The sequence below is a fragment of the Olsenella kribbiana genome (assembly GCF_036408795.1).
Classification (GTDB): Bacteria; Actinomycetota; Coriobacteriia; order Coriobacteriales; family Atopobiaceae; genus Olsenella_L; species Olsenella_L kribbiana.
Window position 1 is genome coordinate 50,684 of record NZ_JAZGJP010000006.1, and the last position, 25,266, is coordinate 75,949.

General features: G+C 60.7%; 27 protein-coding genes. 3 read left to right on the forward strand and 24 right to left on the reverse strand.

Going from position 1 to position 25,266, the window contains the following annotated elements:
* Positions 1-204: 204 nt before the first annotated feature.
* The 15 genes from xerA to rpsP all read right to left on the reverse strand — a co-directional run bounded on the left by xerA (position 205) and on the right by rpsP (position 14,310).
* Complete coding sequence (gene xerA, locus VXJ24_RS05590; RefSeq protein ID WP_330971933.1) at positions 205-1,134, reverse strand: site-specific tyrosine recombinase/integron integrase; 930 nt, start codon at positions 1,132-1,134, stop codon at positions 205-207.
* Positions 1,131-2,459 carry a methylenetetrahydrofolate--tRNA-(uracil(54)-C(5))-methyltransferase (FADH(2)-oxidizing) TrmFO gene (gene trmFO / locus VXJ24_RS05595; protein WP_330971934.1) on the reverse strand — a complete coding sequence of 443 codons (1,329 nt, stop codon included), beginning with the start codon at positions 2,457-2,459 and terminating at the stop codon, positions 1,131-1,133. Before trmFO ends, xerA begins: the two co-directional genes overlap by 4 nt.
* Positions 2,456-3,358 (reverse strand): DNA-processing protein DprA, encoded by a 903-nt coding sequence (locus VXJ24_RS05600; protein WP_330971935.1) that lies wholly within the window; start codon positions 3,356-3,358, stop codon positions 2,456-2,458. Before VXJ24_RS05600 ends, trmFO begins: the two co-directional genes overlap by 4 nt.
* Entirely contained in the window at positions 3,355-3,873 is a 519-nt protein-coding gene (locus tag VXJ24_RS05605) for a hypothetical protein (protein WP_330971936.1), read from the reverse strand. The genes VXJ24_RS05600 and VXJ24_RS05605 overlap by 4 nt, the downstream gene beginning before the upstream one ends.
* Positions 3,874-4,023: 150 nt before the next feature.
* Positions 4,024-4,803, reverse strand: a complete 780-nt coding sequence (rnhB, locus tag VXJ24_RS05610) for a ribonuclease HII (protein WP_330971937.1) — start codon at positions 4,801-4,803, stop codon at positions 4,024-4,026.
* Positions 4,804-4,865: 62 nt separating this feature from the next.
* Positions 4,866-5,210, reverse strand: coding sequence for a 50S ribosomal protein L19 (gene rplS / locus VXJ24_RS05615; protein WP_330971938.1), 345 nt, complete (start codon positions 5,208-5,210; stop codon positions 4,866-4,868).
* 192 nt (positions 5,211-5,402) lie between these two features.
* Positions 5,403-8,162: a pyruvate, phosphate dikinase gene (ppdK, locus tag VXJ24_RS05620; protein WP_330971939.1), complete on the reverse strand. Its 2,760-nt coding sequence runs from the start codon at positions 8,160-8,162 to the stop codon at positions 5,403-5,405.
* 196 nt (positions 8,163-8,358) lie between these two features.
* Complete coding sequence (locus VXJ24_RS05625; RefSeq protein ID WP_330971940.1) at positions 8,359-8,739, reverse strand: kinase/pyrophosphorylase; 381 nt, start codon at positions 8,737-8,739, stop codon at positions 8,359-8,361.
* Positions 8,740-8,830: 91 nt separating this feature from the next.
* Positions 8,831-10,927 carry a glycine--tRNA ligase subunit beta gene (gene glyS / locus VXJ24_RS05630; protein WP_330971941.1) on the reverse strand — a complete coding sequence of 699 codons (2,097 nt, stop codon included), beginning with the start codon at positions 10,925-10,927 and terminating at the stop codon, positions 8,831-8,833.
* Positions 10,928-11,833 (reverse strand): glycine--tRNA ligase subunit alpha, encoded by a 906-nt coding sequence (locus tag VXJ24_RS05635; protein WP_330971942.1) that lies wholly within the window; start codon positions 11,831-11,833, stop codon positions 10,928-10,930.
* 31 nt (positions 11,834-11,864) lie between these two features.
* Complete coding sequence (gene lepB, locus VXJ24_RS05640; protein WP_330971943.1) at positions 11,865-12,440, reverse strand: signal peptidase I; 576 nt, start codon at positions 12,438-12,440, stop codon at positions 11,865-11,867.
* On the reverse strand, positions 12,421-13,176 hold the full coding sequence (gene trmD, locus VXJ24_RS05645; protein WP_330971944.1) for a tRNA (guanosine(37)-N1)-methyltransferase TrmD: 756 nt from the start codon (positions 13,174-13,176) through the stop codon (positions 12,421-12,423). The genes lepB and trmD overlap by 20 nt, the downstream gene beginning before the upstream one ends.
* Positions 13,176-13,697: a ribosome maturation factor RimM gene (locus VXJ24_RS05650; protein WP_330971945.1), complete on the reverse strand. Its 522-nt coding sequence runs from the start codon at positions 13,695-13,697 to the stop codon at positions 13,176-13,178. The genes trmD and VXJ24_RS05650 overlap by 1 nt, the downstream gene beginning before the upstream one ends.
* Before the next feature lie 3 nt (positions 13,698-13,700).
* Positions 13,701-13,997, reverse strand: a complete 297-nt coding sequence (locus VXJ24_RS05655) for a KH domain-containing protein (protein WP_330971946.1) — start codon at positions 13,995-13,997, stop codon at positions 13,701-13,703.
* A 4-nt stretch (positions 13,998-14,001) separates the two neighbouring features.
* Positions 14,002-14,310 (reverse strand): 30S ribosomal protein S16, encoded by a 309-nt coding sequence (gene rpsP / locus VXJ24_RS05660; protein ID WP_330971947.1) that lies wholly within the window; start codon positions 14,308-14,310, stop codon positions 14,002-14,004.
* 265 nt (positions 14,311-14,575) lie between these two features.
* Between rpsP and VXJ24_RS05665 the strand changes: the two genes are divergently transcribed.
* From VXJ24_RS05665 to dinB, 3 genes are all read left to right on the forward strand, one after another.
* Positions 14,576-15,256 (forward strand): response regulator transcription factor, encoded by a 681-nt coding sequence (locus tag VXJ24_RS05665; RefSeq protein ID WP_330971948.1) that lies wholly within the window; start codon positions 14,576-14,578, stop codon positions 15,254-15,256.
* A 5-nt stretch (positions 15,257-15,261) separates the two neighbouring features.
* Positions 15,262-16,503, forward strand: coding sequence for a sensor histidine kinase (locus VXJ24_RS05670; RefSeq protein ID WP_330971949.1), 1,242 nt, complete (start codon positions 15,262-15,264; stop codon positions 16,501-16,503).
* Between the two features lie 76 nt (positions 16,504-16,579).
* Entirely contained in the window at positions 16,580-17,794 is a 1,215-nt protein-coding gene (gene dinB, locus VXJ24_RS05675; protein ID WP_330971950.1) for a DNA polymerase IV, read from the forward strand.
* Here the strand turns inward: dinB and rsfS are convergent.
* The 9 genes from rsfS to VXJ24_RS05720 all read right to left on the reverse strand — a co-directional run bounded on the left by rsfS (position 17,791) and on the right by VXJ24_RS05720 (position 25,260).
* A complete protein-coding gene (rsfS, locus tag VXJ24_RS05680; RefSeq protein WP_330971951.1) occupies positions 17,791-18,177 on the reverse strand; it encodes a ribosome silencing factor in 387 nt (128 codons plus the stop codon). The two genes, dinB and rsfS, sit on opposite strands and share 4 nt — an antisense overlap.
* The gene (yqeK, locus tag VXJ24_RS05685) at positions 18,174-18,815 is read right to left on the reverse strand and encodes a bis(5'-nucleosyl)-tetraphosphatase (symmetrical) YqeK (RefSeq protein WP_330971952.1); all 642 of its coding nucleotides are present in this window, start codon (positions 18,813-18,815) and stop codon (positions 18,174-18,176) included. Before yqeK ends, rsfS begins: the two co-directional genes overlap by 4 nt.
* Complete coding sequence (gene nadD, locus VXJ24_RS05690) at positions 18,805-19,479, reverse strand: nicotinate-nucleotide adenylyltransferase (protein ID WP_330971953.1); 675 nt, start codon at positions 19,477-19,479, stop codon at positions 18,805-18,807. Before nadD ends, yqeK begins: the two co-directional genes overlap by 11 nt.
* 20 nt (positions 19,480-19,499) lie before the next feature.
* Positions 19,500-20,615, reverse strand: a complete 1,116-nt coding sequence (gene proB / locus VXJ24_RS05695) for a glutamate 5-kinase (protein WP_330971954.1) — start codon at positions 20,613-20,615, stop codon at positions 19,500-19,502.
* Position 20,616: 1 nt separating this feature from the next.
* A complete protein-coding gene (gene obgE / locus VXJ24_RS05700; protein ID WP_330971955.1) occupies positions 20,617-22,014 on the reverse strand; it encodes a GTPase ObgE in 1,398 nt (465 codons plus the stop codon).
* 130 nt (positions 22,015-22,144) lie between these two features.
* Positions 22,145-22,402, reverse strand: a complete 258-nt coding sequence (gene rpmA / locus VXJ24_RS05705) for a 50S ribosomal protein L27 (protein ID WP_330971956.1) — start codon at positions 22,400-22,402, stop codon at positions 22,145-22,147.
* Positions 22,403-22,441: 39 nt separating this feature from the next.
* Entirely contained in the window at positions 22,442-22,783 is a 342-nt protein-coding gene (gene rplU, locus VXJ24_RS05710; RefSeq protein WP_330971957.1) for a 50S ribosomal protein L21, read from the reverse strand.
* Positions 22,784-23,001: 218 nt separating this feature from the next.
* Positions 23,002-24,000, reverse strand: a complete 999-nt coding sequence (locus tag VXJ24_RS05715; protein ID WP_330971958.1) for a hypothetical protein — start codon at positions 23,998-24,000, stop codon at positions 23,002-23,004.
* Between the two features lie 27 nt (positions 24,001-24,027).
* The gene (locus VXJ24_RS05720) at positions 24,028-25,260 is read right to left on the reverse strand and encodes an FtsW/RodA/SpoVE family cell cycle protein (protein ID WP_330971959.1); all 1,233 of its coding nucleotides are present in this window, start codon (positions 25,258-25,260) and stop codon (positions 24,028-24,030) included.
* Between the last annotated feature and the right edge of the window lie 6 nt (positions 25,261-25,266).

Sequence of the window (25,266 nt, forward strand, 5' to 3'; positions counted from 1 at the left end):
CCCGGAGCACCACCCTCAGCCTGGCTTGTGGCTGCGGGCACCATGGCCTCCGAGTAGTCACGTGTGCGACTTTTGCCGTGCGGACGCACAGCAAGTACTTAGTATAGCAGCGCTTCTGCTTCCCGTCTCTGGCAAATGCTCTCCACGGGTCCTGCATGATTTTTCAGGCACAGGATCAAAACCTCCACGCAGCCTCCACAGATTCTACCCTCTCGGATGCGCCGTGTGCGTCGCATCCTTGAGACGGTCGATCGAAAGATGCGTATAGATCTGTGTCGTCGCAAGCGATTCATGTCCCAGGAGCTCCTGGACGCTCCTCATATCGGCACCGCCCGAAAGCAGCTCCGTCGCGAAGGCGTGTCGGAGGGAGTGGGGCGTATAGGTCGGATCGATCCCCGCCTCGGCCGAAGCCTCTCTGAAGCGCCTGCGCAAGGCATCGGCACTCATGCGGCGTCCGCGTGCCGAGAGAAAGAGCGCGTCTGTCATCACGGGGCTCTCTTTTGCAAAGAGCGGCCGCGCTTCCCTCTCGTAGCGCTCCACGGCGGCAAGGGCGCTTCTATATATGGGCACGATGCGCTCCTTCGAGCCCTTGCCGAAGAGGTGCACAAGCATCTGGTCAGAATCGATATCCTTCTGATCGAGGGCGGAAGCCTCTGAGATGCGTGCGCCAGTCGCATAGAGGAGCTCGAGGAAGGCCCTGTCGCGCAGGCCTTCTGGCGTCTCGGAACAGGCCTCGATGAGACGGTCAGCCTCGCTGTCCGTCATTGCATGGGGCAGGCGCTTTGCGCGTTTCGGGCCAGAGACGGCCTCAGCCGCATCTGCCGCGATCTTCCCCTCGCCCAGGAGCCACTTGTAGCAGGAGCGCAGCGCGCTCAGGTGCCTGTCGATCGTCGTCGTGGCATATCCCGCCCGCTTGAGCTCGAAGAGATAGCTCCTGAGCTGGCGGTGCGTCACCTCATGCGGAAGCACTCCCTCGCGCTTTGTCCAAGCGATGTAGGCAGCAAGGTCTGTGCGATAGGCCCGCACCGTCTGGGGCGAGAGGTTCCTGATCTCGCCGAGGTACTGCAGGAATTTTTCCGCTTCGTCCGCAAAGCGCGTCTGGTCCTCCGTGCGGGCATCCGCAGCCTCTGTCATGCTTCGTTCTCGAAGAGGTCTCTGCGCTCTTCCATGAAGGCATCCATCTGGCCAATGGCACGGTCGCGGTAGGCCACATAGCGTTCGCGCTTCTTGAGCGACTGGTCTGCAAGAGGTGGCACGAGACCGAAATTCACATGCATCGGCTGATAGTCCTTCGTCTCCGGATCGGTCGCGTAGGCGACAAGCGCACCGAAGGCCGTCTCGGGCGGAAGCGTGACGAGAGGCTTGTCCGTGATGTCTGCGTAGGTATTGAGCGCCGCAAGCAGGCCCGAAGCGATAGCCTCGGCATAGCCTTCCGTGCCGCAGATCTGCCCGGCAAGGCGGATATTCGTGCCAGGGATGCCGAAGGTACGGTCGAGGACCTTTGGCGAGTCGACGAACGTATTTCTGTGCATGACGCCGTAGCGGAAGAACTCTGCCTCCTCAAGTCCTGGAATCAGGCGGAAGACCCTTTTCTGCTCGGGCCAGGTAAGGTTCGTCTGGAAGCCCACCATATTGTAGGCAGTGCCAGCCTTGTTCTCGGCTCTCAGCTGCACGGCCGCCCAGGGACGCCTGCCAGTACGTGGATCCTTGAGGCCAACCGGCTTCAAGGCACCGAAGCGCAGGGAATCGACACCCGTGCGTGCCACTTCCTCGACCGGCTGGCAGGCGCAGAAGAGATCTGACTGCTCGAAATCGCGAGCAATCACGCGCTTGGCCGAGATGAGCTCGTCGTAGAACCTCTGATACTCCTCCTTGTCCATGGGGCAGTTCAGGTAGTCCCCTGAGCTCTCTTCCTCGTAGCGCGACTGCGCAAAGACACGTGTGCGGTCGATCGTCTCGGTGTCGACGATGGGGGCTGCTGCATCGAAGAAGGAAAGCGCTGCACCGCCGAGCTTGTCAGACAGTGCCTTGAAGAGCGCATCCGAGCAGAGCGGGCCCGCGGCGATGACAGCAGGGCCTTCCGGCAGCTCGCACACCTCTTCGCGGACAAGTTCGATCAGAGGCTCCGCCTCGACCATCTCGGTCACCGCTTCCGAGAACCCATCGCGGTCCACGGCAAGCGCGCCGCCTGCCGGCACTGCATGCTCCTTGGCAGCAGCCAGGACATATGACCCCATCGTCTCGAGCTCGTGCTTGAGGAGTCCGGCTGCACTCTCGAGCCGTGTCGCCTTGAGCGAGTTCGAGCAGACAAGCTCAGCACAGCGGTCAGTATGATGTGCCACCGTATTGTTCGTCGGGCGCTGCTCATAGAGCTTCACAGGCACGCCCCTATGGGCGAGCTGCAATGCGCATTCCGACCCTGCAAGTCCTGCTCCTACGACTGTGACCGTATCTGTCATCCGTCTGGCTCCGCTTCCATGAGGCGATACGCCTTCTCGCTCGGTGCGAAGCATCCGTCCGGAAGCTTCGTCACGAGCCCCATCTCTTCATAGGATGAGAGCGTATCGGCGACTGTCAATTCATCGAGACCTATCTTACCCGCGAGATCCTGCGGGCGCATCGGAGAGGCCACGAGCGCCGAAAGAACACGTCCCCAGGCTGGCATGCCAGACCGGGTGAGCCTGCGTTCGCATCCATAATCGCTCGAGAGCACCTGCTCGAGGCCGAGCTCGTCTGCGATGAGGCCGCAGCCATTCTGGATCAGATAGTTCGTTCCCTGGGAAGTCGGCGAGAATATCGAGCCTGGCACGGCGTAGACGCTTCGTCCCATATCCATGGCAGCTTCCGCTGTTCCCATGGTCCCGGATTTCCTGCCTGCCTCGCAGACAATGAGGACGGGCGAGAGTGCAGCAATCAGGACATTGCGCTTGGGAAACGTATAGCGCTTTGGCCCTTCGCCCCACCTTTCGAGCGAAATGACACAGCCAGCGCCTTTCCTTGCCGCTGCAAAGATATCATCCGAAGACCTTGGGTAGACACGGTCGGCGCCACATCCTGAGACGATGACCGTACGTCCGCCTGCCTCGAGCGCTCCCCTGCTTGCCTGGGCATCGCAGCCAAGCGCCCCTCCCGAGACGATGCAGAGACCCGCCTCAGCCGAGACCCTTCCTGCCATATGCGCGACCTCGAGCCCATAAGGTGTCGCTCTCCGAGCCCCGATGATGGAGATGCAAGGCCCTTGGAGCGCCTCCGGGTCCCCTATGCCGTATATATGCGGCGCCGTCTCATAGCCTTCCTGCACCAGGGCCGGATAGCCAGCATCATCTGGATCGAGCTCGAAGCGTTCCTCCCCGCTCATCGCAGACTGCCTTCGTCTTCATCTGAGCAGTAGAAGGCAAGCTGGTCTGGCTCGTCCGACCAGAAATAGACGCCGACAAGATGGCGGATGCGCGCATGCTTCGGAGCGAAGATGCCCAGCGCCATCAGGTCGTAGCGCACCGAAGGGACGCGATGGTCTGCAAGCCACAGGAGCGCTTTCCTGCGGCAGCGCCAGAAGTCGTCCGACGTGACCGTCAGTTCTGGTATGGACATCTGCTCTTCGATATCGGCGACAGATACCATGTCCGCAAGGATGGTCTCGCCGTCAAGCGTGCAGCAGATATCCGGCGTATCCTTGCTTCCATCTCCCAGAGAGAGGATGTCTGCCTCCCGGTAGCGGAAATAGGATGCAGCGATGCGTATGCCCTGTTGATGGAGCGAGGCGCCTTCTTCGGTGCCTTCATCTCCAGCATGCCAGAAGACCGCCGGCCTTCCGCCGAACTCCCTGGCTTCCTTTTCGCCCAGCTCTTCTGTGCCATTCCCACGCTCTGCCATAGAGGCTCCCTTCTTTCGCTCTAAGGACTATGGCAGAGACGTCTTGCACAGATGGAAGCCTTCGCTGCCACGGACCTCGCAGGAAACTGGCAGCTACCCCAGAGGTGCTGGTCAGAAGCATGGCTGCAAGCGGCTCAGGCAGAGAAAACATCAGAAGAGCCTGGTGCCCTCCACAAAATTGCTGCAGAACGATGCCCGGTGATAGGGTGTGAGGCCATATTTCCTGATGGCATCGATGTGCTCCTTCGAGCCATACCCCTTGCAGGCATCCCACCCGTAGGCAGGATATTCCTCCGCAAGCTCGCACATGAGATGGTCTCGCGTGACCTTGGCGACGATGGAGGCTGCAGCGATGGCAGCGATGCGTGCATCGCCCTTCACAAGGGTCTTCTCCTTCGGGTGGACATGCACCGGGTTGCCATCGATCAGGACGCAGTCAGGCTCGACACCGCAGGAAGCGATCGCCTCTGCCATGGCACGCCTCAGGCATGCCGACATGCCGAGAGCATCTATCGTCTCGGGCGGGATATGGGCCATGCCGATAGCGATGGCGACATCTGCAATCTCTGCCGCAAGCACTTCCCTCTTCTCTGGCGTCAGCTGCTTCGAATCATTGAGGCCCCAGATCTTGGGATCTGCTGGCAGGATGACGGCACCGACGGTCAGAGGTCCTGCTATGGCGCCACGTCCGACCTCGTCGACGCCGATGACAAGCCCAGGGCCACCGAGCTCTTCCTGGAGGGCATACATCTGCTCGACACGCTCACGTTCTGCTGCCTCCTTCTCGTGCCGTCTATCTGCGCGCGCAAGCGCGTCCTGGACCTGCTTTCTGCTGTCATCCCTATAGAGCTCTTCGAGGGCGCCAAGCTCCTCGAAGCTCGCCTCATGCAGCTTCCGTGCTATATCGCGTGCAGGCTCTCTCTTCTCCACCAGCGGCTCCCTCTATAGCAGAAGAGGGCCTCATCGGCCCTCTTCCTTCCGTGCTTGTGTGCTTAGGCACGCTTCTCGCGGATGCGAGCAGCCTTGCCGACGCGGTCGCGCAGATAGTAGAGCTTTGCGCGGTTGACCTCGCCGTGACGGACAACCTCGAGCTTGGCGATCTTCGGGGAGTTCACCGGGAAGGTACGCTCGACGCCGATACCGAAGCTGATCTTGCGGACCGTGAAGGTCTCGCGTGCGCCTGCGCCGCTCATGCGGATGACGTCGCCCTGGAAGACCTGAATACGCTCGCGGTCGCCCTCCTTGATGCGGTAGTGAACCTTCACATTGTCGCCGACGAGGATCTGCGGAATGTCTTCGCGGATCTGCTGACGCTCGATAGCGCGGATGTAGTCCATATTCGTTCCTTGTCTCTAGAGGTGCCGACGCTCCTGCGAACGACACATAGGTTTACACACAAGATGTGATTATACGGCAGGTCTGGCTCCGCCACAACAGAAACATGACTGCAGATAACCTGCACAATCCAAGATAGCACAAAGGGAGGGGCGCTCAGCGCGTCCCTCCCTTCAATCAGTCAGGCGATAAGCCTACTTGGCAAGCGTCTTTGCGCCGCCGTTGGATTCGATCTTTGCCTGTGCCGCAGCAAGACGTGCGATAGGCACGCGGTACGGCGAGCAGGACACGTAGTCGAGGCCGAGGTCGTAGTACATGTGGATGGACTCAGGATCGCCACCGGTCTCGCCGCAGACGCCGCAGACGATGTTCGGGTTGCCCTTGTGGCCACCCTTGACGCCCATTTCGACGAGCTTTGCGACGCCCGGATCGAGCGTTGCGAACGGGTTCGTCTTGACGATCTTCTTCTCGAGGTAGAGCGGCATGAATGCGGACTCGACGTCGTCACGAGAGAAGCCGAGGCAGGTCTGCGTGAGGTCGTTCGTGCCGAAGGAGAAGAAGTCTGCGTGATGAGCGATGTCCTCGCTCATGATGGCAGCACGCGGCAGCTCGATCATCGTGCCCACGGGGATGTCAAGCTCGACGCCGTACTCGTCGGCGACCTTCTTGACGTTCTCCTCGACGACACCACGGACGATCTCGATCTCGCGCTCGAAGCCGACGAGCGGAATCATGATCTCCGGCTTCGGGTTCAGGCCCTGCTTGATGAGCTCGGCTGCTGCAGAGGCGATTGCCTTGACCTGCATTACGTTGAGCTCAGGATAGACGAGGCCGAGACGGCAGCCACGAAGGCCGAGCATCGGGTTGGCCTCCTGGAAGGAGTCGAGCTTTGCCAGGAGCTGGCGCTTCTCGGTGCAGTCCTTGCCAGCATCCTCCTCCTTGGTGATCTCGACTTCAAGGTCGCGCGGGTTGTCGAGGAACTCGTGCAGAGGCGGGTCGAGGAGACGGACGATGACGGTCTTGCCGTCCATGGCCTTGAACATGCCAAGGAAGTCGCCCTTCTGGGCAGCACCGAGCTTCTCGAGGGAGTCAGCCTTGACGGCGTCGTCCTCTGCGAGGATGAAGTTCTGGATGAGCTGCTTGCGATCGCCGAGGAACATGTGCTCGGTACGGTCGAGACCGATGCCCTCTGCACCGTTGTCAGCAGAGAGCTGTGCATCTGCCGGGTTGTCGGCGTTTGCACGGACACCGATGACGCGGCCGCGCTCCGAATCCTTGCGGATCTCGTCGGCCCAGTCGAGGATGGTCTCAAGGTCGCCGCCAAGCTCCGGACGTACCAGAGGAACCTCGCCGAGGATGACATCGCCGGTCGTGCCGTCGATGGAGATGACGTCGCCCTCGTGGAGCACGACATCGGTGCCAGAGACGGAGACCATCTTGTTAGGAGCATCGATGTTCAGTGCCTCGACGCCGCAGACGCACGGCGCGCCCATGCCACGAGCGATGACTGCTGCGTGAGAGGTCTTGCCGCCGTGAGACGTCAGGATGCCCTCAGCTGCAACCATGCCCTTGAGGTCGTCAGGCGTGGTCTCCCAGCGGACGAGGATGCAGGGCTTGCCTGCCTCCTTGAAGGCCTCTGCATCGGCAGAGGAGAAGACGACGCCGCCGGTTGCTGCACCAGGAGAAGCGTTGAGGCCCTTGGCGAGGACATCGTACTTTGCGGACTTGTCGAACTGCGGGTGCAGAAGCTGGTCGAGCTGCTCAGGAGCTACGCGCATGACAGCCTGCTCCTTGGTGATGCGGCCCTCTTCATACATCTGGATGGCGACCTTGAGAGCGGAAAGTGCAGTGCGCTTGCCGACACGGGTCTGGAGCATCCAGAGCTTGCCCTGCTCGATGGTGAACTCGAGGTCCATCATGTCTGCGTAGTGGTCCTCGAGGATCTCGAAGACGTGGTAGAGCTCCTTGCCTGCCTCCTCGAGGCCCGGGGTCTTCGGGAGGTCGGAGATCGGCTGGGTGTTGCGGATGCCAGCCACGACGTCCTCGCCCTGAGCGTTGACGAGGAAGTCGCCGTAGCGCTCGTTGGAGCCGTCAGCAGGGTTGCGCGTGAAGGCGACGCCGGTTGCGGAGGTGTTGCCCTTGTTGCCGAAGACCATGACCTGGACGTTCACGGCCGTGCCGAGATCGTCGGGGATCTTGTTCTGCTTGCGGTAGAGGATTGCGCGCGGCGTGTTCCAGGAGCCGAAGACTGCCTGCTCTGCAAGGCGGAGCTGCAGGTACGGATCGGACGGGAAGACAGCCTTGCCGCCCTCTGCAACCTCGGGATACTTCTCTGCGTCGACGTTGTCGGCGAAGATCTGCTTGAAGGTTGCGACGAGGTCCTTGAGGTCGTCTGCGTCGAGCTCGGTGTCGAGCTTGACGCCCTTCTCGGCCTTCTTGGCGTTGATGGCATCCTCGAAGAGCTGGCCATTCACGCCCATGACGACGTCAGAGAACATCTGGACGAAACGACGATAGGAGTCCCATGCGAAGCGCGGGTTCTGGGTCTGCTTGATGAGGCCCTGGACGGAGTCATCGTTGAGACCGAGGTTCAGGACCGTGTCCATCATGCCCGGCATCGAGAACGGTGCACCGGAACGGACGGAGACAAGCAGAGGATCCTCCTTGTCGCCGAGCTTCTTGCCCATGCGCTCCTCGAGATCCTTGCGGTAGACATCGATCTCGTCGAGAACGCCATCAGGCCACACGTTGCCAGCACCAGAGTAGGCGACGCAGGTCTGGCAGGAAATCGTGAATCCTGGAGGGACAGGAAGACCGATGTTTGCCATCTCTGCAAGGTTTGCACCCTTGCCGCCCGTAATCCACTTCGCTTCGTCAACGGTCTTGCCTGCGACCTCGGTCACATTGTTGCCGTTGGCGTCCTTGCCGAAGCGATACACATGCTTCTCAGCCATAGCACTCCTTAAACAACTTGTACTTGCCGTCTATCAAGAAGATGCCTGCCGCAGTTACCCGAGGCAGGCATCCACTGATCACGTTTTTTAGTATATCCAAGGAATGCAGTGCGCTATGCCAGAATGGTTTTTTAGCCGTTAACGGATTTACGCTTGATTTCGTTAACAAGTTGTGATTCTGACATGCTAGCTCTGATTACTGGCGGTTGCGCAGAGCGCCGACCTCCTCGGAGGGCTCGACACCGGTGAGGCCGGACAGCACCGTGATGGCCGGACCCATGAGGTCGATCGAAGGGATGCCCCTCGACTCGCAGGCATCGCGAACCTCGCGGCGGAGCGCCGAGGTGCCGATCGTATGGAACACTGCCATCGGGCGGTCGGACTCCATCTGCTCGTCCAGGAACTTCTCGACCTCTTCGATCGTGCGGACCCTGGTCAGGCGGACGACGTCGACGAGATCCTTGTCGAACTGCGCCTCGGCTGCGTCTACGACGGCAGAAGCGGTGGTTCCGAGAGAGTCAGAGATAACAAGGACCTTGGCCTTGGGGGGCTGGTAATCGAGCTCAAGAGTGTCCATGCCCGATTCCTCCTTCGAATTCGAACGAATACGTGCAATGCTAGATTAGAGGATATGTCAGGCGGTGCAAGTGCTGCACCGCCGAAATGCCCTACTTCTTTCGCGAAAGGCAGCCGATATCGGCGACATCGGCAAATGTCTGCGCAAACTTGTTCAGAAGCCTCAGATGGTTGTTCTTGATGGCCTCGTCCGGATCCATGACAAGGACGTCGTCGAAGAAGGCATCGATGGGCTCGCGGAGCTTTGCAAGCGCTGCAAGGGCGCCGGCGTAGTCCTTTGCCGCAAGCGCTGCTGCGACCTCTTCCCTGCCATTCTTGCAGGCAGAAAGCAGGTCCTTCTCCGGATCTGTGAGGATCGACTCATCCACGTCCTCGCCGAGCGTTGCATCGGCCAGATGCGATGCACGTGCATAGGCGATGGCAAGGTCCTCGAAGAGCTCAGGCTCGCCCGAGCGGGCCTCGTCGAGAGCGTGTGCGCGCTTCAGGAACTCGTCCGGATCGATGACGCCGACGGCAGAGACTGCCTCGATCGTATCGGGTGCGATGCCTTCGTCCTTTGCGATGGCAGCAAGACGTCCTGCGAAGAACTGCTCGACAGCCTCCTGGACCTTTGCAGCATCGAACTCGAGCCCCTGCTCGGCATAGGCAGCAAGCGAAGCCTCGATGATGGCAGAGAGCGAGACCTGAGGCATCGTGCGGAGCATGGCGATGATGCCGATGGCGCTCCTGCGCAGTGCAAACGGGTCCGAAGAGCCCGTCGGCGGCTCGTCGATGGCGAACATGCCGCACACGGTATCGAGCTTGTCTGCAATGGCGACGCAGCGGCCGACCAGATGGGACGGAATCTCGTCTCCTGCAAAGCGCGGACGGTACTGCTCGCGGATTGCCTCTGCGACCTCATCGGGCTCGCCGGATGCCTTCGCATAGTAGCCGCCCATGACACCTTGCTGGCTCGTGAACTCGACGACAGCCTGCGTCACGAGGTCTGCCTTGGCCAGGTAGGCTGCACGCTCTGCGTTCTTCGTCTGCTCGTCGGTAGCGCCGGCCTCGCGGGCGACAGCTCCAGCAACCTTGACCATGCGCTTCGTCTTCTGGAGCACGGTGCCGAGCTTCTCCTGGAAGACGACCTTGTCGAGCTTGTCCACGTAATACTCGAGCGGATGCTTCAGGTCCTCCTCATAGAAGAACTTCGCGTCATCGAGACGTGCACGCACGACGCGCTCGTTGCCGTCGACGACCGTATCGGAGACCTTGGGGTCTGCGTTCGAGACGACGACGAACTCGCGCGTGAGCTCTCCGTCCTTGTCGTAGATCGGGAAGTAGCGCTGGTTCGTGAGCATTGACTCGCAGATGATCTCATGCGGGACCTGGAGGAACTCCTCGTCAAACTTGCCGACAAGCACGGTCGGCCACTCGCAGAGGTTGACGACCTCGTCGAACGTGCGCTTCGGCATGTCCACGTGGGCGCCTCCGCGCTCTTCCTCGACCTCGCGGACGCCCTCGAGGATGGCCTCGCGACGCCTCTTCTCGCCGAGGACACCGGCATCTTCGAGAACCTTCTCGTATTCTGCGGGCGTCTTCACGACGTGCTCGCCCGGGCCGAGCACGCGGTGTCCGCGCGTCTTATTGCCGCTCGTGACGCCGGCATAGGTCACCGGCACGACCTCGTCGCCCAGAAGTGCCACGATCCAGCGGATCGGGCGCACGAACGTCTCATGCTCAGATCCCCAGCGCTGGCTGCGGTAGTTCGGCCACTCGAGGCCGGCAATCGTGTCATGGCCAAGAGATGAGAGGATGCCTTCGGCTGCGCGGGACGGCACGGACTTCTCTGCCCACACATAGGTCTTTCCGTCCTTGTCCTCGCGCACGGCGAGGTCCTCGGCTGCGAGGCCGAACTTGCGGGCAAAGCCCTGGGCAGCCTTCGAAGGCTTGCCGTCCTTGCCGAAGGCGATGGCAGCATTGGGGCCGCGCTTGATCTCGTGGACCTCTTCGGTCGCCGTAGCGACATCCTTCACCTGTACCGTCAGGCGCCTCGGCGTCGAGAACGTCGTGACCTCCCCATGGGAGAGCCCCTCGGCGTCAAGCCTCTTGGCGACAAGCGTGCCAAGCTGCTTCTGTGCGTTCATGAGCGGAGCGCTCGGCATCTCTTCGGTGCCGATCTCCAGCAGAAAGTCCTTCGTTTCAGCCATCTAGGCCACCTCGCCTTCATGTGCCTTGTTGCGGTTGGCTACGTGCTCGAGATAGGACTCGCAGCAGAGCTTTGCGAGCGTGCGGACACGCAGGATGTAGTTCGCGCGCTCCGTCGCCGAGATGGCGCCACGCGAATCGAGGAGATTGAAGGCATGCGAGCACTTCATGACGCAGTCATAGGCAGGAAGCGGCAGCTCGCGCTCGAGGCAGGAGTGGCACTCCTGCTCATAGTCATCGAACTTGTTCCTCATCATGTCGACGTTGGCGACCTCGAAGTTGTAGGCCGAGAACTCGACCTCGTTCTCGTGGAACACGTCGCCGTAGGTCATCGGCGTGCCATCCGGCAGATAGCTCCAGACGATGTCGTAGACGGAGTTCTTGCCCTGGGCATACATGGCAATGCGCTCGAGGCCATAGGTGATCTCGACAGGCACAGGATCGACCTCGATGCCGCCGACCTGCTGGAAGTACGTATACTGCGTGACCTCCATGCCGTCCATCCAGACTTCCCAGCCAAGGCCCCAGGCGCCAAGCGTCGGGCTCTCCCAGTCGTCCTCGACGAAGCGCACGTCGTGCTCGGCAGGATCGAGGCCGATGGCGGCAAGAGAGCCGAGATAGAGGTCCTGCGAATCCTCAGGGCAGGGCTTCAGGACGACCTGGAACTGGTAGTAGTGCTGCATGCGGTTCGGGTTGTCGCCGTAGCGGCCGTCGGCAGGGCGGCGGCAGGGCTGCGGATAGCAGGTCCTCCAGGCGTCCGGACCGAGCGAGCGCAGAAGCGTTGCCGTATGGAACGTGCCTGCACCTACCTCGGAGTCATACGGCTGCATGACGGTGCAGCCCTTGTCTGCCCAGTAATGCTCGAGTGCCAGGATCATGTCCTGGAATGTGAGCGCAGAGGTGCCCATGACATATCTCCTTCGTATGTGTGCGTGCCTGCTACAGAGAGCCGGCATCCGATAGCGGCCAGAAGATGAATAGCCCATGCGAGGTGATGGAGCTGACCTCGATGGGACCGAAGTAGCGGGAGTCGAGCGAATTGGTCCTGTTGTCCCCCATCACCCAGACGCAGCCTTCAGGAACGGTATAAGGGTACTCTATGGAGCCTGCGTTCGCAGACTGCATCGCGAGAGGTTCTGTCGGCTTGCCTTCCGTATAGGGCTCGTCGAGCGCCTCGCCGTCCACATAGACGACGCCGTCCTTGAACTCTACCGTCTGGCCTGACGTGGCGATCACGCGTTTGATGAGCGTGGACTTCGAATCCTCAGGATCGATGAAGGTCACGATGTCTCCCTGCTTGGGAGAGCTGAAGTGGTAGGAGATCTTCTCTCCGATGAGCCTGTCGCCGATCTGGATCGTGTCGAGCATCGAGCCCGATGGCACCTCATAGACTTCCGCAACGAATGTCCTGAACGCCAGCGCGCAGCCGATCGCTATCGCAATGACGAGGATCCATTCCAGGAATTCGTTGTGTTTCGGGGCATCTTCGCCCGTATCAGCATGGCGTGCTGCCATCTCGCTTCCCCCTCTCGGTGATTTCATCGATGAAGCGCTGCTCATCCGGCGTTAGTTCAGCATCCTCGAGAAGGTCTGGCCGCCAGGCAGCCGTACGCTCGAGCGAGCTTCTCCTTCTCCAGGCATCTACCTTGCCGTGATCTCCGGACAGGAGCACATCGGGCACATCCATGCCCTCGAATGATGCAGGACGCGTGTATTGGGCGTATTCGAGAAGACCATCAGAGAACGACTCGTCGAGTGCGCTCTTCTCGTCTCCCAAAGCGCCTGGCAAGAGCCTCACCACGGCATCCATGACGACGAGGGAGGCAAGCTCTCCTCCGGTAAGCACATAGTCGCCTATCGAGAGCACCTTGTCTGCCAGCGTGTAGCAGCGCTCGTCCATGCCTTCATAGCGTCCGCAGACAAAAAGGATCCGGTCCTGTTCCGAGAGCTCCCGGGCAATCTCTTCCGTGAAGGTCTCTCCGCAGGGAGAGAAGAAGATCGTATATGGCTTCTCCTCATGCATCTCGGAGACGGCATGCACCGCCTCGAATATGGGCTGCGGCTTCATGAGCATGCCCTGGCCGCCCCCGAAAGGAGCATCGTCCACCGTGCGGTGGCGGTCATGCGTCCAGGTGCGCAGGTCATAGGCAGAGAAATCGAAGACGCCCTTCTTGCGGGCACGCCCCAGGATGGAGGCACCAACATAGGGCTCGAACACTTCGGGGATGACGGATATTGCTTCGAAGAGCACTAGTCCCCCTCTTCGGGAATCGTGCCTTTCGGCACATGCACCTCGATGCTGCCCGAAGGCGGTATCTCGGACACGACATCAGGTATGACGGGAAGCAGGATCTCTCCGGCTGAAGTCCCTCTCACGACCCATACATCATTGGCAGGGCCTGTCAGGATCTCCTCGATCTCGCCGAGGTCGCCATATCCAGGATCTTCGACACGCCTTCCGATGAGGGCGTCGAGGTCCATGAAGGCAAAATTGTCAGGAAGATCGTCGACGGAGACGAGAAGGGAGCGGCCGACCAGAGCCTCTGCAGCTCCAAGATCGCTTACGCCGTCCAGAGCTATGCGCTGTCCGCGCCCATCCGATGCGCATGAAAGCACCTTGTGCCAGCGCGGCCCCTTGAGCCGGGGCGGCACGACACAGACAGAAAGCCCTTCATGCATAAGAGAGGGAAGGCCGTGGACGGGAACCGTCACGACCTCCCCCTTTTTCCCGTGCGCTTTGACGACACGGGCTATCACGCGATAATCGGGCATGCCCTAGCCCAACACCTCTACCTCTACCGACGTACCGACACGCTGACCGAGTGCACGGGAAAGCGTGCGGATTGCCTTGATGGTGCGGCCCTTGCGGCCAATGACACGGCCTGCATCGGCAGCAGCGCAGCTGACCTCGATGAGCGTGCCGGACTCGGAGTCCGTCACATCGAGAGAGACTGCATCCTGATCGTCCACGAGTCCGCAGACGATATACTCCACCAGGTCCGCAACCTTGTCTGAGGGCATCTCGACGTCGGCCTCGGTCTCGTCCGTGGTCTGATCGATTTCCTCAGCCATGAGACTACTCAGCCTTTGCAGCCTTAGCAGCGGCCTTCTTCGAAAGCTTTGCCTTCTTCTCAGGTGCAGGAGCGCCGGTGCGCACAATGTCGATGAGGTGAGACACTGCGCTGGAGGGCTGAGCGCCCTTGGCGATCCAAGCGTCGACCTTCTCGAGGTCGAGCTCGATGGTCTTCGGGTTGGTCAGCGGGTTGTAGCGGCCGACCTCCTCGATCAGGCGACCATCACGCGGGCTGCGGCCGTCAGCGACGACAACACGATAGTACGGACGCTTCTTGGCACCATGGCGGGCCAGGCGAATCTTAACTGCCAAGGCAAAACTCCTCTAGACGCGCGGCCCTCTGAGAATGTAGGGATGATGGGCCGCATTGGCTCTATACAGCAACTGTAAATTGTACGACTCTCAGGCATGCATGCAAGGTGCAGTTTTTGTGGAGCAGCCAGCGACTTTGCGCCGATTTCACGCTTTCAGGCCTCTGAGGGGAAGATGTTAAGCGTAGCTTAAGCTGGGCCACGTACGATACGCGACAAGTTCCACAGCGTATGGCCTTGCTCTCACGGCAGGAAGGAATGGCCTCATGAATGTACTGGTAATAGAAGACGAGCGCAAGCTTGCCGATGCAATCGTTCGCATACTGACCGACGCCGGCTACAACGCCGAAGCAACCTATGACGGACAGAGCGGCCTGACCTATGCCGAAAGCGGACTCTATGACCTCATCGTCCTTGACCGCATGCTTCCGGGCATGGATGGCATCGAGCTGCTCCGCAATCTCCGCCATGAGAAGAACTCCACCCCTGTCCTCATGCTGACGGCACGCACCTCGACGGAAGACAAGGTCGAGGGCCTCGACGCAGGTGCGGACGACTATCTGACAAAGCCATTCGAGTCTGCTGAGTTCCTGGCACGTGTGCGCGCCCTTGGCCGCCGCCAGGGCGCCGTGATGCTCGACGAGGCGAACTTCGGCGACCTCACGCTCGACCTCAATACGCACGACCTCTCCCGCGGCACGAAGTCCGTGCACCTCTCCGGCAAGGAGTTCGAAGTCCTGAAGCTCCTCATGAGCTCCACGCAGCGCGTCGTCTCCAAGCAGGACCTCCTGACCCGTGTCTGGGGCACTGACGGCGAGGCTTCCGAGAACTCTGCCGAGGCCTACATCTCGTTCCTCCGCAAGAAGCTCAACCATATCAATTCGAAGGTCCAGATCACGACGCTGCGCATGCTCGGCTATCGTCTGGAGATGTTCGATCAGGAGTAGCTCAGATGCTCAAGAAGCTGCATAAGCAGTTCGTGATCGTCACGGTTCTTCTCGTAGGGCTCATACTCGTGGGTGTCATGGGTATGAGCCTTTATTCGACCTATAGCAACCAGCAGCAGATGGTGCGAGAGAGCCTCGAGCACGTGCTTCATGAGGTCAACTCCGCTACAGGTTCGACGAGCATCAGCCTCGGGAAGGACAGCCCGCGCCCCAACATGCTGACGGCAGCAGTCAGGGTCGAGAGCGATGGCACGATCACGGGCTATACGACGACAATCGCCCAGCTCACGGAAGATCAGCTCGAGGACACGATTGCAAAGGTCCTGAAATCGGGACAGTCTTCGGGACACATCGCAGACCAGCACATCCAATGGCAGTCCACAAGCAACTCAGATGGCACGACGACGATTGCGCTTGTCGAGACCTCGATCCTCGATGAAGCATTCTCGCGCCAGCTTGTATCTGCTGCTGTCATCATCTCGAGCGCTCTTGCCGCCCTTCTCCTTATCACCTGGTATCTCACGAAGTGGATGCTGAAGCCGGTGCAGGAGGCATGGACCTCGCAGAGGCGCTTCGTCGCCGATGCCTCGCATGAGCTCAAGACACCGCTTGCCGTCATCCTGGCGAACAGCCAGATCCTTCAGGCTGACAAGAGCCTGCCCGAGGACTCGAGGCGCTGGGTAGACTCCACGGCCGACGAGGCGCAGCAGATGGCATCGCTCGTGAACGACCTCCTGACGCTTGCCCGTGCCGACGAGAACGGTGCTGCCACGAAGGGCAAGATGCCGCAGGAGACGCTCGACTTCTCGGATATCGTGGACAACGTCGCCCTCGAGTTCGATGCGATGGCATTCGAGCGCGGCTGCGAGCTTGAAAGCACGATCGAGCCAGGCCTCAAGGTCAAGGGAGATGCTCAGTCCCTGAAGCGCCTTGCCAAGATCCTCGTGGACAACGCGACGAAGTATGCTGCCAAGGGCACGGTCGTCACCTTGAATCTCAAGGACGATTCCGGACACGCGGTCCTTTCCGTCAACAATCTCGGCACGCCAATCGACCCCGAGGACCTTCCCCATGTCTTTGAGCGCTTCTACCGCTCTGACAAGGCGCGCACCCGCGAGACAGGCGGCTTTGGCCTCGGCCTTGCCATTGCCCAATCCATCGCCCAGACGCATGGTGGTACGATTGAGGCCGCAAGCGACAAGGAGCACGGCACGACCTTCACGGTACGTCTGCCCGAGACACGGTGATATGGACAGCCACAGCAAAACCAATGCAGGAAATCACAGGACCCTCCCCACATGGGAGGGTCCTGCCATAGGGCTCTTGGATCTCGATGCCTTCTTCGCATCCGTCGAGCAGCTCGACCATCCTGCCTGGCGTGGCAAGCCCGTGATTGTCGGAGGAAGTCCCAAAGACCGCGGCGTCGTCTCGACCGCCTCCTATGAAGCAAGGAAGTACGGCGTCCATTCCGCCATGCCTTCTGCCACTGCCCAGAAGCTCTGCCCCAATGCGATATGGACGCGCGGCCATTTCGACCGCTACCGCGAGCTCTCCCACAAAGTCATGGCGCTCATCCTCGACGAGACGCCGCTTGTCGAGCAGATGTCGATCGATGAGGCCTTCTTCGATATCACGCCAGGACGCTATTCGAACGAGCACCCTGTGCTCATTGCCGAGCGGCTTCAGGAGCGCGTGGCTGCGCTTGGCATCACCTGCTCGATCGGCCTTGGAACCTCGAAGACCGTAGCAAAGATTGCCTCAGAGACACGAAAGCCTCGCGGCCTTACGCCAGTCTATCCAGGCACAGAGCAGCGCTTTCTTGCTCCCCTTCCGCTGTCGCGCATGTCAGGCATAGGCGCTGCCACCGAGCGCAGGCTCAGATCCTTCGGCATGAGAACCCTGGGCGACCTCGCACATGCCGACGACGAGGATCTCTCAGCGCTCTTGGGGCAGTATGGACCCCAGCTCAAGCGCCGCGCACAGGGACTCGAGCTTTCTCCCGTACGTCCCTTCGTGCAGAAGCGCGAGCCGAAGTCGGTCTCTGCCGAGCATACGTTTCCGCATGACCTCACGACAGAGCATGACCTTCTGGCGGCCATCGATCTGGCAGCAGCACGGTGCGGCACCCGCCTGCGTGCCCAGAAGCTCGAGGGCACCGTCGTGACGCTGAAGCTCCGCTACCATGACCTCAGCTACCGCACGGCGCAGATGCCTGTGGGACGCGCCACAGACGACGAGCATGTCTTCGGCCCCATGGCACGGCGTCTCCTTTCCCAGATCTGGCATGAAGGCACAGGTGTCCGTCTTGTCGGCGTCGGCCTTTCTGGATTCGGACGCGAGGCAGAGCCCCAGCAGCTTGCGCTCAACCTTGACGGCGCTCCCGAGCCTGCAGCGCCGCGTGACCTCCACGCACTGTCAGAAGCGGCAGACGAAATACGGCGCCGCTTCGGAAGCAGCGCCGTATCATATGGCCGCGATATGAGGCTCAAGGGAAAGGACGTGCCAGAACGTCCTGACGACGAGCTGGGAGGGGACTAGGCCTCCTTCGGCTCCTCTTCCCCATCTTTCTCGAGTCCGAGATCGATCCTCGGTGCATCGCCCCAGAGGCGCTCGAGACGGTAGTACCTGCGCGTCTCCTCATCGAAGATATGGATGACGACAGGACCGTAATCCATGAGGATCCAGTGCTTGCCGTCACGCCCCTCGATGGAGATGGGGTCCTCGGCGCAGTTAAGGCGGACCTTCTTCTCGATCTCGTCGACGATGGCATCAGCCTGATGGGCGTTCATCGCGGAAGCGATCAGGAAGTAGTCGCACATATCCGAAAGCTGCGTGAGGTCCAGAAGCGCAATGTCATATGCCTTCTTGTCGTCAGCTGCCGCAGCAGCGACCTTCGCAAGTTCGAGCGGTGTCACACTCATGCATGTTCCTTTTCTACAAGTGCGTTGTATATATCGACCGTGCCGGGATAGAGATAGCGCCGGGTCTCGATCACATAGACGATGCCGCCTGCAAACGACGCCCAGAAGACCTCATCGAGCGGCGCTGCGCCGACAAGTCCGCGTATATTGTCTATACCCGGATAGGGCTTGCGCAACGGCTCTATGCCATCGGCCACAAAAAGCACCATATCGAGGTCCGACATGTCGGCAGCCCCTGTGGTGTGGCGAGAGATGGCCTGCCAGATGCTCTGAGGAAGCTCGGGATAGCGCTGGGGCAAGGTACGTGCTGCGATGAGGCCATGCAGGAGCGGCTCGCATTTCTCGAGCGGCGCGTCCAGCTCTATGCCGAGATGCTTCGCCTCTTCTATCTGCGCTTCATGCGTCTCAGCCTTCACCCAGTCATGCAGGATGCCGGCACAGCGTGCCTCGAAGCAGTCCACACCGTAGACCCCTGCCATCCACTCGGCAGTCCGTGCCACCGAAAGCGAATGGGCAAGGCGCTTCGGCTTCTCTGCAAGCTGCGCCTTGATATCGCGCTCGAGCTCTGCTATCTCTTTCCGCTGCCCATCCGTATAGGGGATGCTGCAGCGCGGTATGTTCCATACCTTATCTGGCATATTTCCCTGCCTTTGCGCCATAGAGCTGATGCTTGTGGAGATACCCTGTGACGGAGTCCGGCGTCAGATAGCGCAGGCTCTGTCCCTTGCCCACCCGCTCGCGCAGATAGCTCGAGGAGATGGCAAGAGCCGGGACCTCGAGATAGATCACATGGAAGTCGATGCCAGAAGAATCGATAGCGCCGGCAGCCTTGTCGAGGTTGTAGCCGGGCCGTGTTGCCCCCACAAGCGTCGCATTCTCGGCAATGCTTGCCGAGTTGTTCCAGCGCACGATGTCGGCAATTGCGTCGGCTCCCGTGATGAAGTAGAGCTCCACATTCTGAGGATAGTGCTCCTTCAGAAGACGGAGCGTCTCTGAGGTATAGGTGATGCCAGGGCGGTCCACCTCGAAACGGCTTGCCACGAAATGCGGGTTGTCCGAGGTCGCCAATAGCGTCATCGCGTAGCGGTCCTCGCCCGAGGCAATCTTCTTGCCCTGCTTGAAGGCAGGGCTTCCTGCCGGCATGAAGACAACAAGATCGAGATTCAGGTCGTCATACGCCTGTTCCGCAGCGACGAGGTGTCCATTGTGTATCGGGTCGAAGGTGCCGCCCATGATGCCAAGGCGGTAGGTCCTCGAGGGGTCCTGGCCGAGCTGCGGCAGATCGAAGCGCTCCTGTTCCATAAGGCTCAATCCCCTCCCGCTCAGAAGACAAGCATCTCGTCGCGGTGCACAAGCGGCGCACCTTCACGTTCAGGAAGGAAGCGCTCGATCACATCGAGCTTGAGGCCGTGGATGCGCATGACCTCGTCAGCTGAGTAGCGCGTGATGCCTCGTGCCACGAGCATCCCATCCTCCGCACGGATGTCCACGACATCTCCTGCCGCATACTCCCCTTCTGTGGCTATGACACCTGCAGGAAGAAGGGACGAGCCTCTGTCGACAAGCGCATGGACTGCACCCTCATCCACCGTGAGCGTTCCCTGGGGAACGCCTGCAAGGCCGATCCAGAGCTTGCGGGCGCCTTCATGCGCAGCGTGTCCGGCAAAAGCCTCGAAGCGCGTGCCGACCTTCTTGCCGTGCACGACATCGACGAGCACGTCCGCCTTTCTGCCTTCGCATATCGTCATCGGTATCCCGGCAGCAAGCATGGCTCGCGCAGCCCTCAGCTTCGATGCCATCCCTCCAGTGCCGAAGGCAGACCCTGCGCCCGTAGCTCCTGCGAGGATCTCGGGCGTGAGCTCCTCGACACGCGGAATGAGCTTGGCTTCGGGATGGGTGGAGGGGTTTGCCGTATAGAGGCCCTCCACATCAGAGAGGATCACATAGAGGCTTGCTCCCACGAGGGCCGAGACGATGGCGCCGAGCATATCATTGTCGGAAAACGAGAGCTCTGCGACAGAGACCGTATCGTTCTCGTTCACGATGGGGACGACGCCGAGCTCCAGGAGGCGCTCGAAGGTGTTTCTCGTATTGAGATAGCACTCCCTGTCGACGACGTCCCTTCTTGTCATGAGCACCTGGCCCGCAGCATGTCCGCTCTGGGAGAGAACCTCTGCGTAGATCTCCGTGAGAGCTGCCTGGCCAGCAGCACAGCAGGCCTGAAGCGTCGGCAGGTCCTTCGGGCGTGCCTTGAGCCCCAGGCGCTCCATGCCGGCGGCAGCAGCGCCAGATGACACGACGACGACCTCATGCCCTTCGTCCATGAGACGCGCCACCTGGCTGCAGAGGCTGCCGATGAACGCATGGTCAGGTGCGCCTGCGGCATCCACAAGCGTGGAAGAGCCAATCTTCACGACGATGGGGCCTTGTCCTCCCACGCTATTCGTCCCCCTCGATGAACTCCTCGACGACCTCGTCGTCAGAGTCCTTGAGCTCAGCGTACTCATCGTCGTGGTCCGGGCTTTCGTAGGTGAAGGCATAGCCCAGGATGCGCACCTCGTCGCCGTCCTTCACGCCAGCCTTCTGGAGACGCTCGTCCAGGCCGATCCTCTCGAAGCGGTGCATGAGGTAGGAGATGCCCTCCTCGTTGTCCCAGTCGGTCTGGATGACCATGCGCTCGACACCGACGCCCGAGACGCGCCAGACATTGCCGCCGAGGTTCTTGATATCGATGCGGCGGTCGCGGCGGCGCCTGTCGGCCTCCCAGTCGCGGATCGGCTTCTCTTCAGCTGCCTTCCTGGCTTCCTCTGCCGCCTTGCTCCTGAGCTCGAAGACCTCTTCTGCCGTGGCATCCATGAGTGCATCGATGCCGGCACCCGTCACGCAGGAGACGGCAAAGAACGGATATCCCGCTTTCTCGGCTGCAGCACGGACGCGCTCGACATTCTCTTCGGTCCCCGGCATATCGCACTTGTTCGCGACGACGATCTGGGGACGTACAGCGAGGTCCTCGGCATAGGCTGCGAGCTCATCGTTGATGACCTCGAAGTCATGCACAGGGTCTCTTCCCTCATAGGAGCCGGTCACGTCCACGACATGCATGATGAGGGCGGTACGCTCGATATGGCGGAGGAACTCGTGCCCCAGGCCCTTGCCTTCGCTTGCACCCTCGATGAGGCCAGGTACATCGGCAACGACGAAGGAGTGGCCATTGCGGGCACGGACCATGCCGAGGTTCGGGACAAGCGTCGTGAACGGATAGTCGGCAATCTTCGGACGGGCTGCGCTCATGCGGGCGATGAGCGAGCTCTTGCCGACAGATGGCATGCCAACAAGGGCAGCGTCTGCCATGAGCTTCATCTCGAGCTCAATCCAGTGATCCTGCGAAGGCTCGCCCTTCTCGGCAAAGGCCGGAGAGCGCCTGACGGATGTCACGAAGTGGATGTTGCCACGGCCTCCGATGCCGCCAGGGGCTACGACGACGCGCTCGCCGGGATGCGTGAGGTCTGCAATCTGGTAGAGCGGCTTCTGCGTCTCATGGTCGAGCTCGCGCACGACGGTGCCGAGAGGCACCTTGAGGATCAGGTCCTCGCCGTCCTTGCCGTGCTTTCTCGCTCCCTGGCCATGCGTGCCGCGCTCTGCCTTGAAGTGATGCTTGTAGCGGTAGTCGATGAGCGACGAGAGCTGGGGGTCCGCCTCGAGGATGACATCTCCTCCGCGTCCGCCATCTCCGCCGTCAGGCCCGCCTTTCGGCACATAGGCCTCGCGCCTGAATGACATGCATCCAGCGCCGCCGTTGCCGCCTTGTACGTTGATATGGGCAAAGTCAGTGAACATCGCCCCTCCTTGTATCGTGCTCTACTCAATCGAGTATATCGGTTGTCGTTCTATCTGCCCCGAAAACGTCTTCGAGAAAAGAAAAGGGACCCTCGGAAGGGTCCCTTCAGCAATGCGTGTCCAACAATTGCTACGCGGTGGTCGCCGTACGGACGTGCACCATGTGCTTCTTGCCCTTGGTGAACTCGACGGTGCCAGCCTTGAGTGCAAACAGGGTGTAATCCCTGCCGCAGCCGACGTTCTCGCCCGGTGCGATGTGCGTGCCGCACTGACGAACGAGGACCTCGCCCTCCTTCACTGTCTGGCCACCAAAACGCTTGGTGCCGAGACGCTGACCGCGAGAATCGCGGCCGTTGCGAGAGGAGCCGCCGCCCTTCTTATGTGCCATGAGAGTACCTGCCTATCTGCTTGCTATACCGAACGGAATTTACTCGGCCGACTCTGCAGACTTTGCTGCAGCCTCGACGGGGAGAGCCTTGATGCGGATCCTCGTGAGGTTCTGACGATGGCCACGGGTGCGGTGATAGCGCTTGCGCTTCTTGAACTTGAAAACGAGCTGCTTCTCACCCTTAAACTGCTCCAGCACCTCGGCGGTAACCTTCTTGTCGGAGAGGGTGGATGCGTCAACAGTGACCTCCTGGCCATCGTTGAGCATGAGGACGTCAAGCTGGACTTCGTCGCCGGGCTGGGCATCGAGCTTCTCGACGTCGATGATATCGCCCTCGGCAACCTTGTACTGCTTGCCGCCAGTTGAAACGATTGCGTACATGTGTGAACCCTTCATTGCTGATTTGAGTGCAACAGCTAGCTATTCTACTAGCGCTCAGAACAATCGTCAATCAGAAAAAGTCAGCTAGCTGCGGTTTTAGTGCGAAATGTGAACGTTCCTTCATGAGATGCCTTTTGCGTAACAAAGAATAGCCCTCCTGCATGCCATTCCTGCCTAAAGATATCGGCACTCCACAGCTTCACCACGCACCTCATCTGCTAGGAAAGCGTGATATAGCCATCTCCTTCATCTTTCGGTGCTTCAGGAAGCGTTGCCTGGGCAAGAGGCACGATCCTGGGCTGCTCTTGCTCCTGACGCTCGGGCGCTGCCTCCCCGCCCTGCGCACCTGCCAGAGCAGAGACGAACTCCTGGATATTGCTCCAGATCTCAGGCATGTCACCTGCAAGGTGCGTTTCGACAGCCCAGGCGGAAAGCACAGTTCCTCCGTAGGCGACAGAAGCCTTCAGGGCCCAGCCGATGCCAGGAACTGCCCCTGCAAGCGTGCGGGCAATGGCACGATAGGCAAAGCCTGCACCGAAGACGCCCGCAAGATCTGCCGCTGCCTCGGGGCCGGGCTTCTTCCCATAGACGCCCATGAGATCGAGTGCCAGGCGCTCCTGCTCGGCCAGCATGATCGGAAGGTCCGAGCCTGGGATGAGCGAGATGGCACCGACACCCATATTCGCCAATGCGCTCTGCCGAACAAGCGCAGAGGCGACAGCCTTCCTGCAGAACGGGAAGGCAGCGGCAAGGAGGATGCGCTCCTCCTGGGCAGCAAGCGCAAGCGCAAGCTTCGAAAGGATGGCTTCCTCGCCTGCAGCAGCCACGATATCGACCGTGTCCTCGAGCTCGCGCGGCAGCTCCTGGGGAGCCTCGAGCGCAGACGGGACGACGAAGATGCAGCCGCACTTCCTGCGTACGCAGGCAAGCGCAATCTGGGCCGCCTCTTTCGGCTGCGTGCCGACAAGCACGACTGCCAGATCGGTATCGGCATCAGGTGCCGTCTCAGCCCTCGAAGAGAGATCCCAGACCAGGACATGCGCCCGCGCGGTCTCAGGCACGAAGCAGCGCTTCATTGCAGAGATCTCGTCGGCAGGAGCGCCAGCGCCGACAAGCACCTCGACCTTCACGCTGGACTCCGAGCGGTCCTGCGCCATCTTCATGGCGCCGGCAACCTCGAATATCCTGCTGAAGGGTATTCCTTTGCTCTTGGCCACAATGCCTCCGATCCTGAAGTCCAGGCCTTACGCGGACTTCGTCCTGTTCCGCCATATCGACTGCACGACACCCACCGCCGTGATCTGCGCCAGCATCGACGACGAGCCGAAGCTGATGAAGGGCAGCGGGATGCCCGTGATGGGCATGATGCCTATACACATACCCACATTCTCGAGCACCTGGAACGTCCACATGGCAACAATGCCGACAAGCACGAGCTTTGCAAACGTCGTCTCCACCTTGAGGGCAAGCGCAAGCGTCGAGAAGATGAGCCAGCCGAAGAGGCCCAGGAGCACGAGCGCGCCCAGGAAACCGAATTCCTCCGAAAGCAGGGCAAAGACGAAGTCGGTATGGGCTTCAGGCAGAAATCCTGCAATCGTCTGTGTCGCGTTCTCGACGCCCTTGCCGAAGAAGCCGCCCGAGCCGACAGCGATCTTGGCCTGCGCCAGGTTGTAGCCGTCTCCTGTCGGGTCGACCGAAGGATCGACGAAGACGATGAGTCGGTTCAGCTGGTATTCCTTCAGGATATGGGGCAGCCCTTCTGTCATCGACGTGGCGATGATGAGGGCAGCGCCGATGACGATCAAGGCGATGGTCACGAGCACCCAGCTTCTCTTCGCGCCGCCGCAGATGATGACGCAGGCACCCGAGAAGAGAAGCACGAGGCCTGTACCCAGGTCAGGCTGCGTCATGATCAGCACGAACGGGAAGAGCAGGGTCCCGCAGAGCTTCACATAGTCCCTGAGCGTCTCTATCCTGCCGTTGTATTCCGCTGTGACTGATGCCATGAGGAAGATCGTCACGAGCTTTGCGATTTCCGATGGCTGGAAGCGAAGGCCGATGCCGGGAATCTGGATCCAGCCCGTCATGCCCTTGGCAGAGACGCCGATGAAAGGAATGCTCGGCAGGAGCAGCAGCACGGCATCTGCAACCATGAGGGCCGTGCGCATGTTTGCAAGCGTGCGGTAGTCATAGCGCCAGATCATGAAGGCGAAGATGCAGCCGATGAGCACACCTATCGCCTGGCGCGGGAGGGAGGCTTCCGATATCGAGAGCGAGGCTGACCACTGAACGATAAGTCCATAGGCCACAAGGAGCATTGCCGGCACGAGCTGGGGAAGATAGACCTTCGATGCGATGCCAGAGCTGCGCCGGACGGTCGCGTGCCTGCCGCCTCCGTGCCTGCCATGGCTGCCGTTCAGAGCATGCGCCATCCTGTCGAAGAAGCCTTCCTGCGACCTGGGCGTTCTGTACTGCATCTTGTC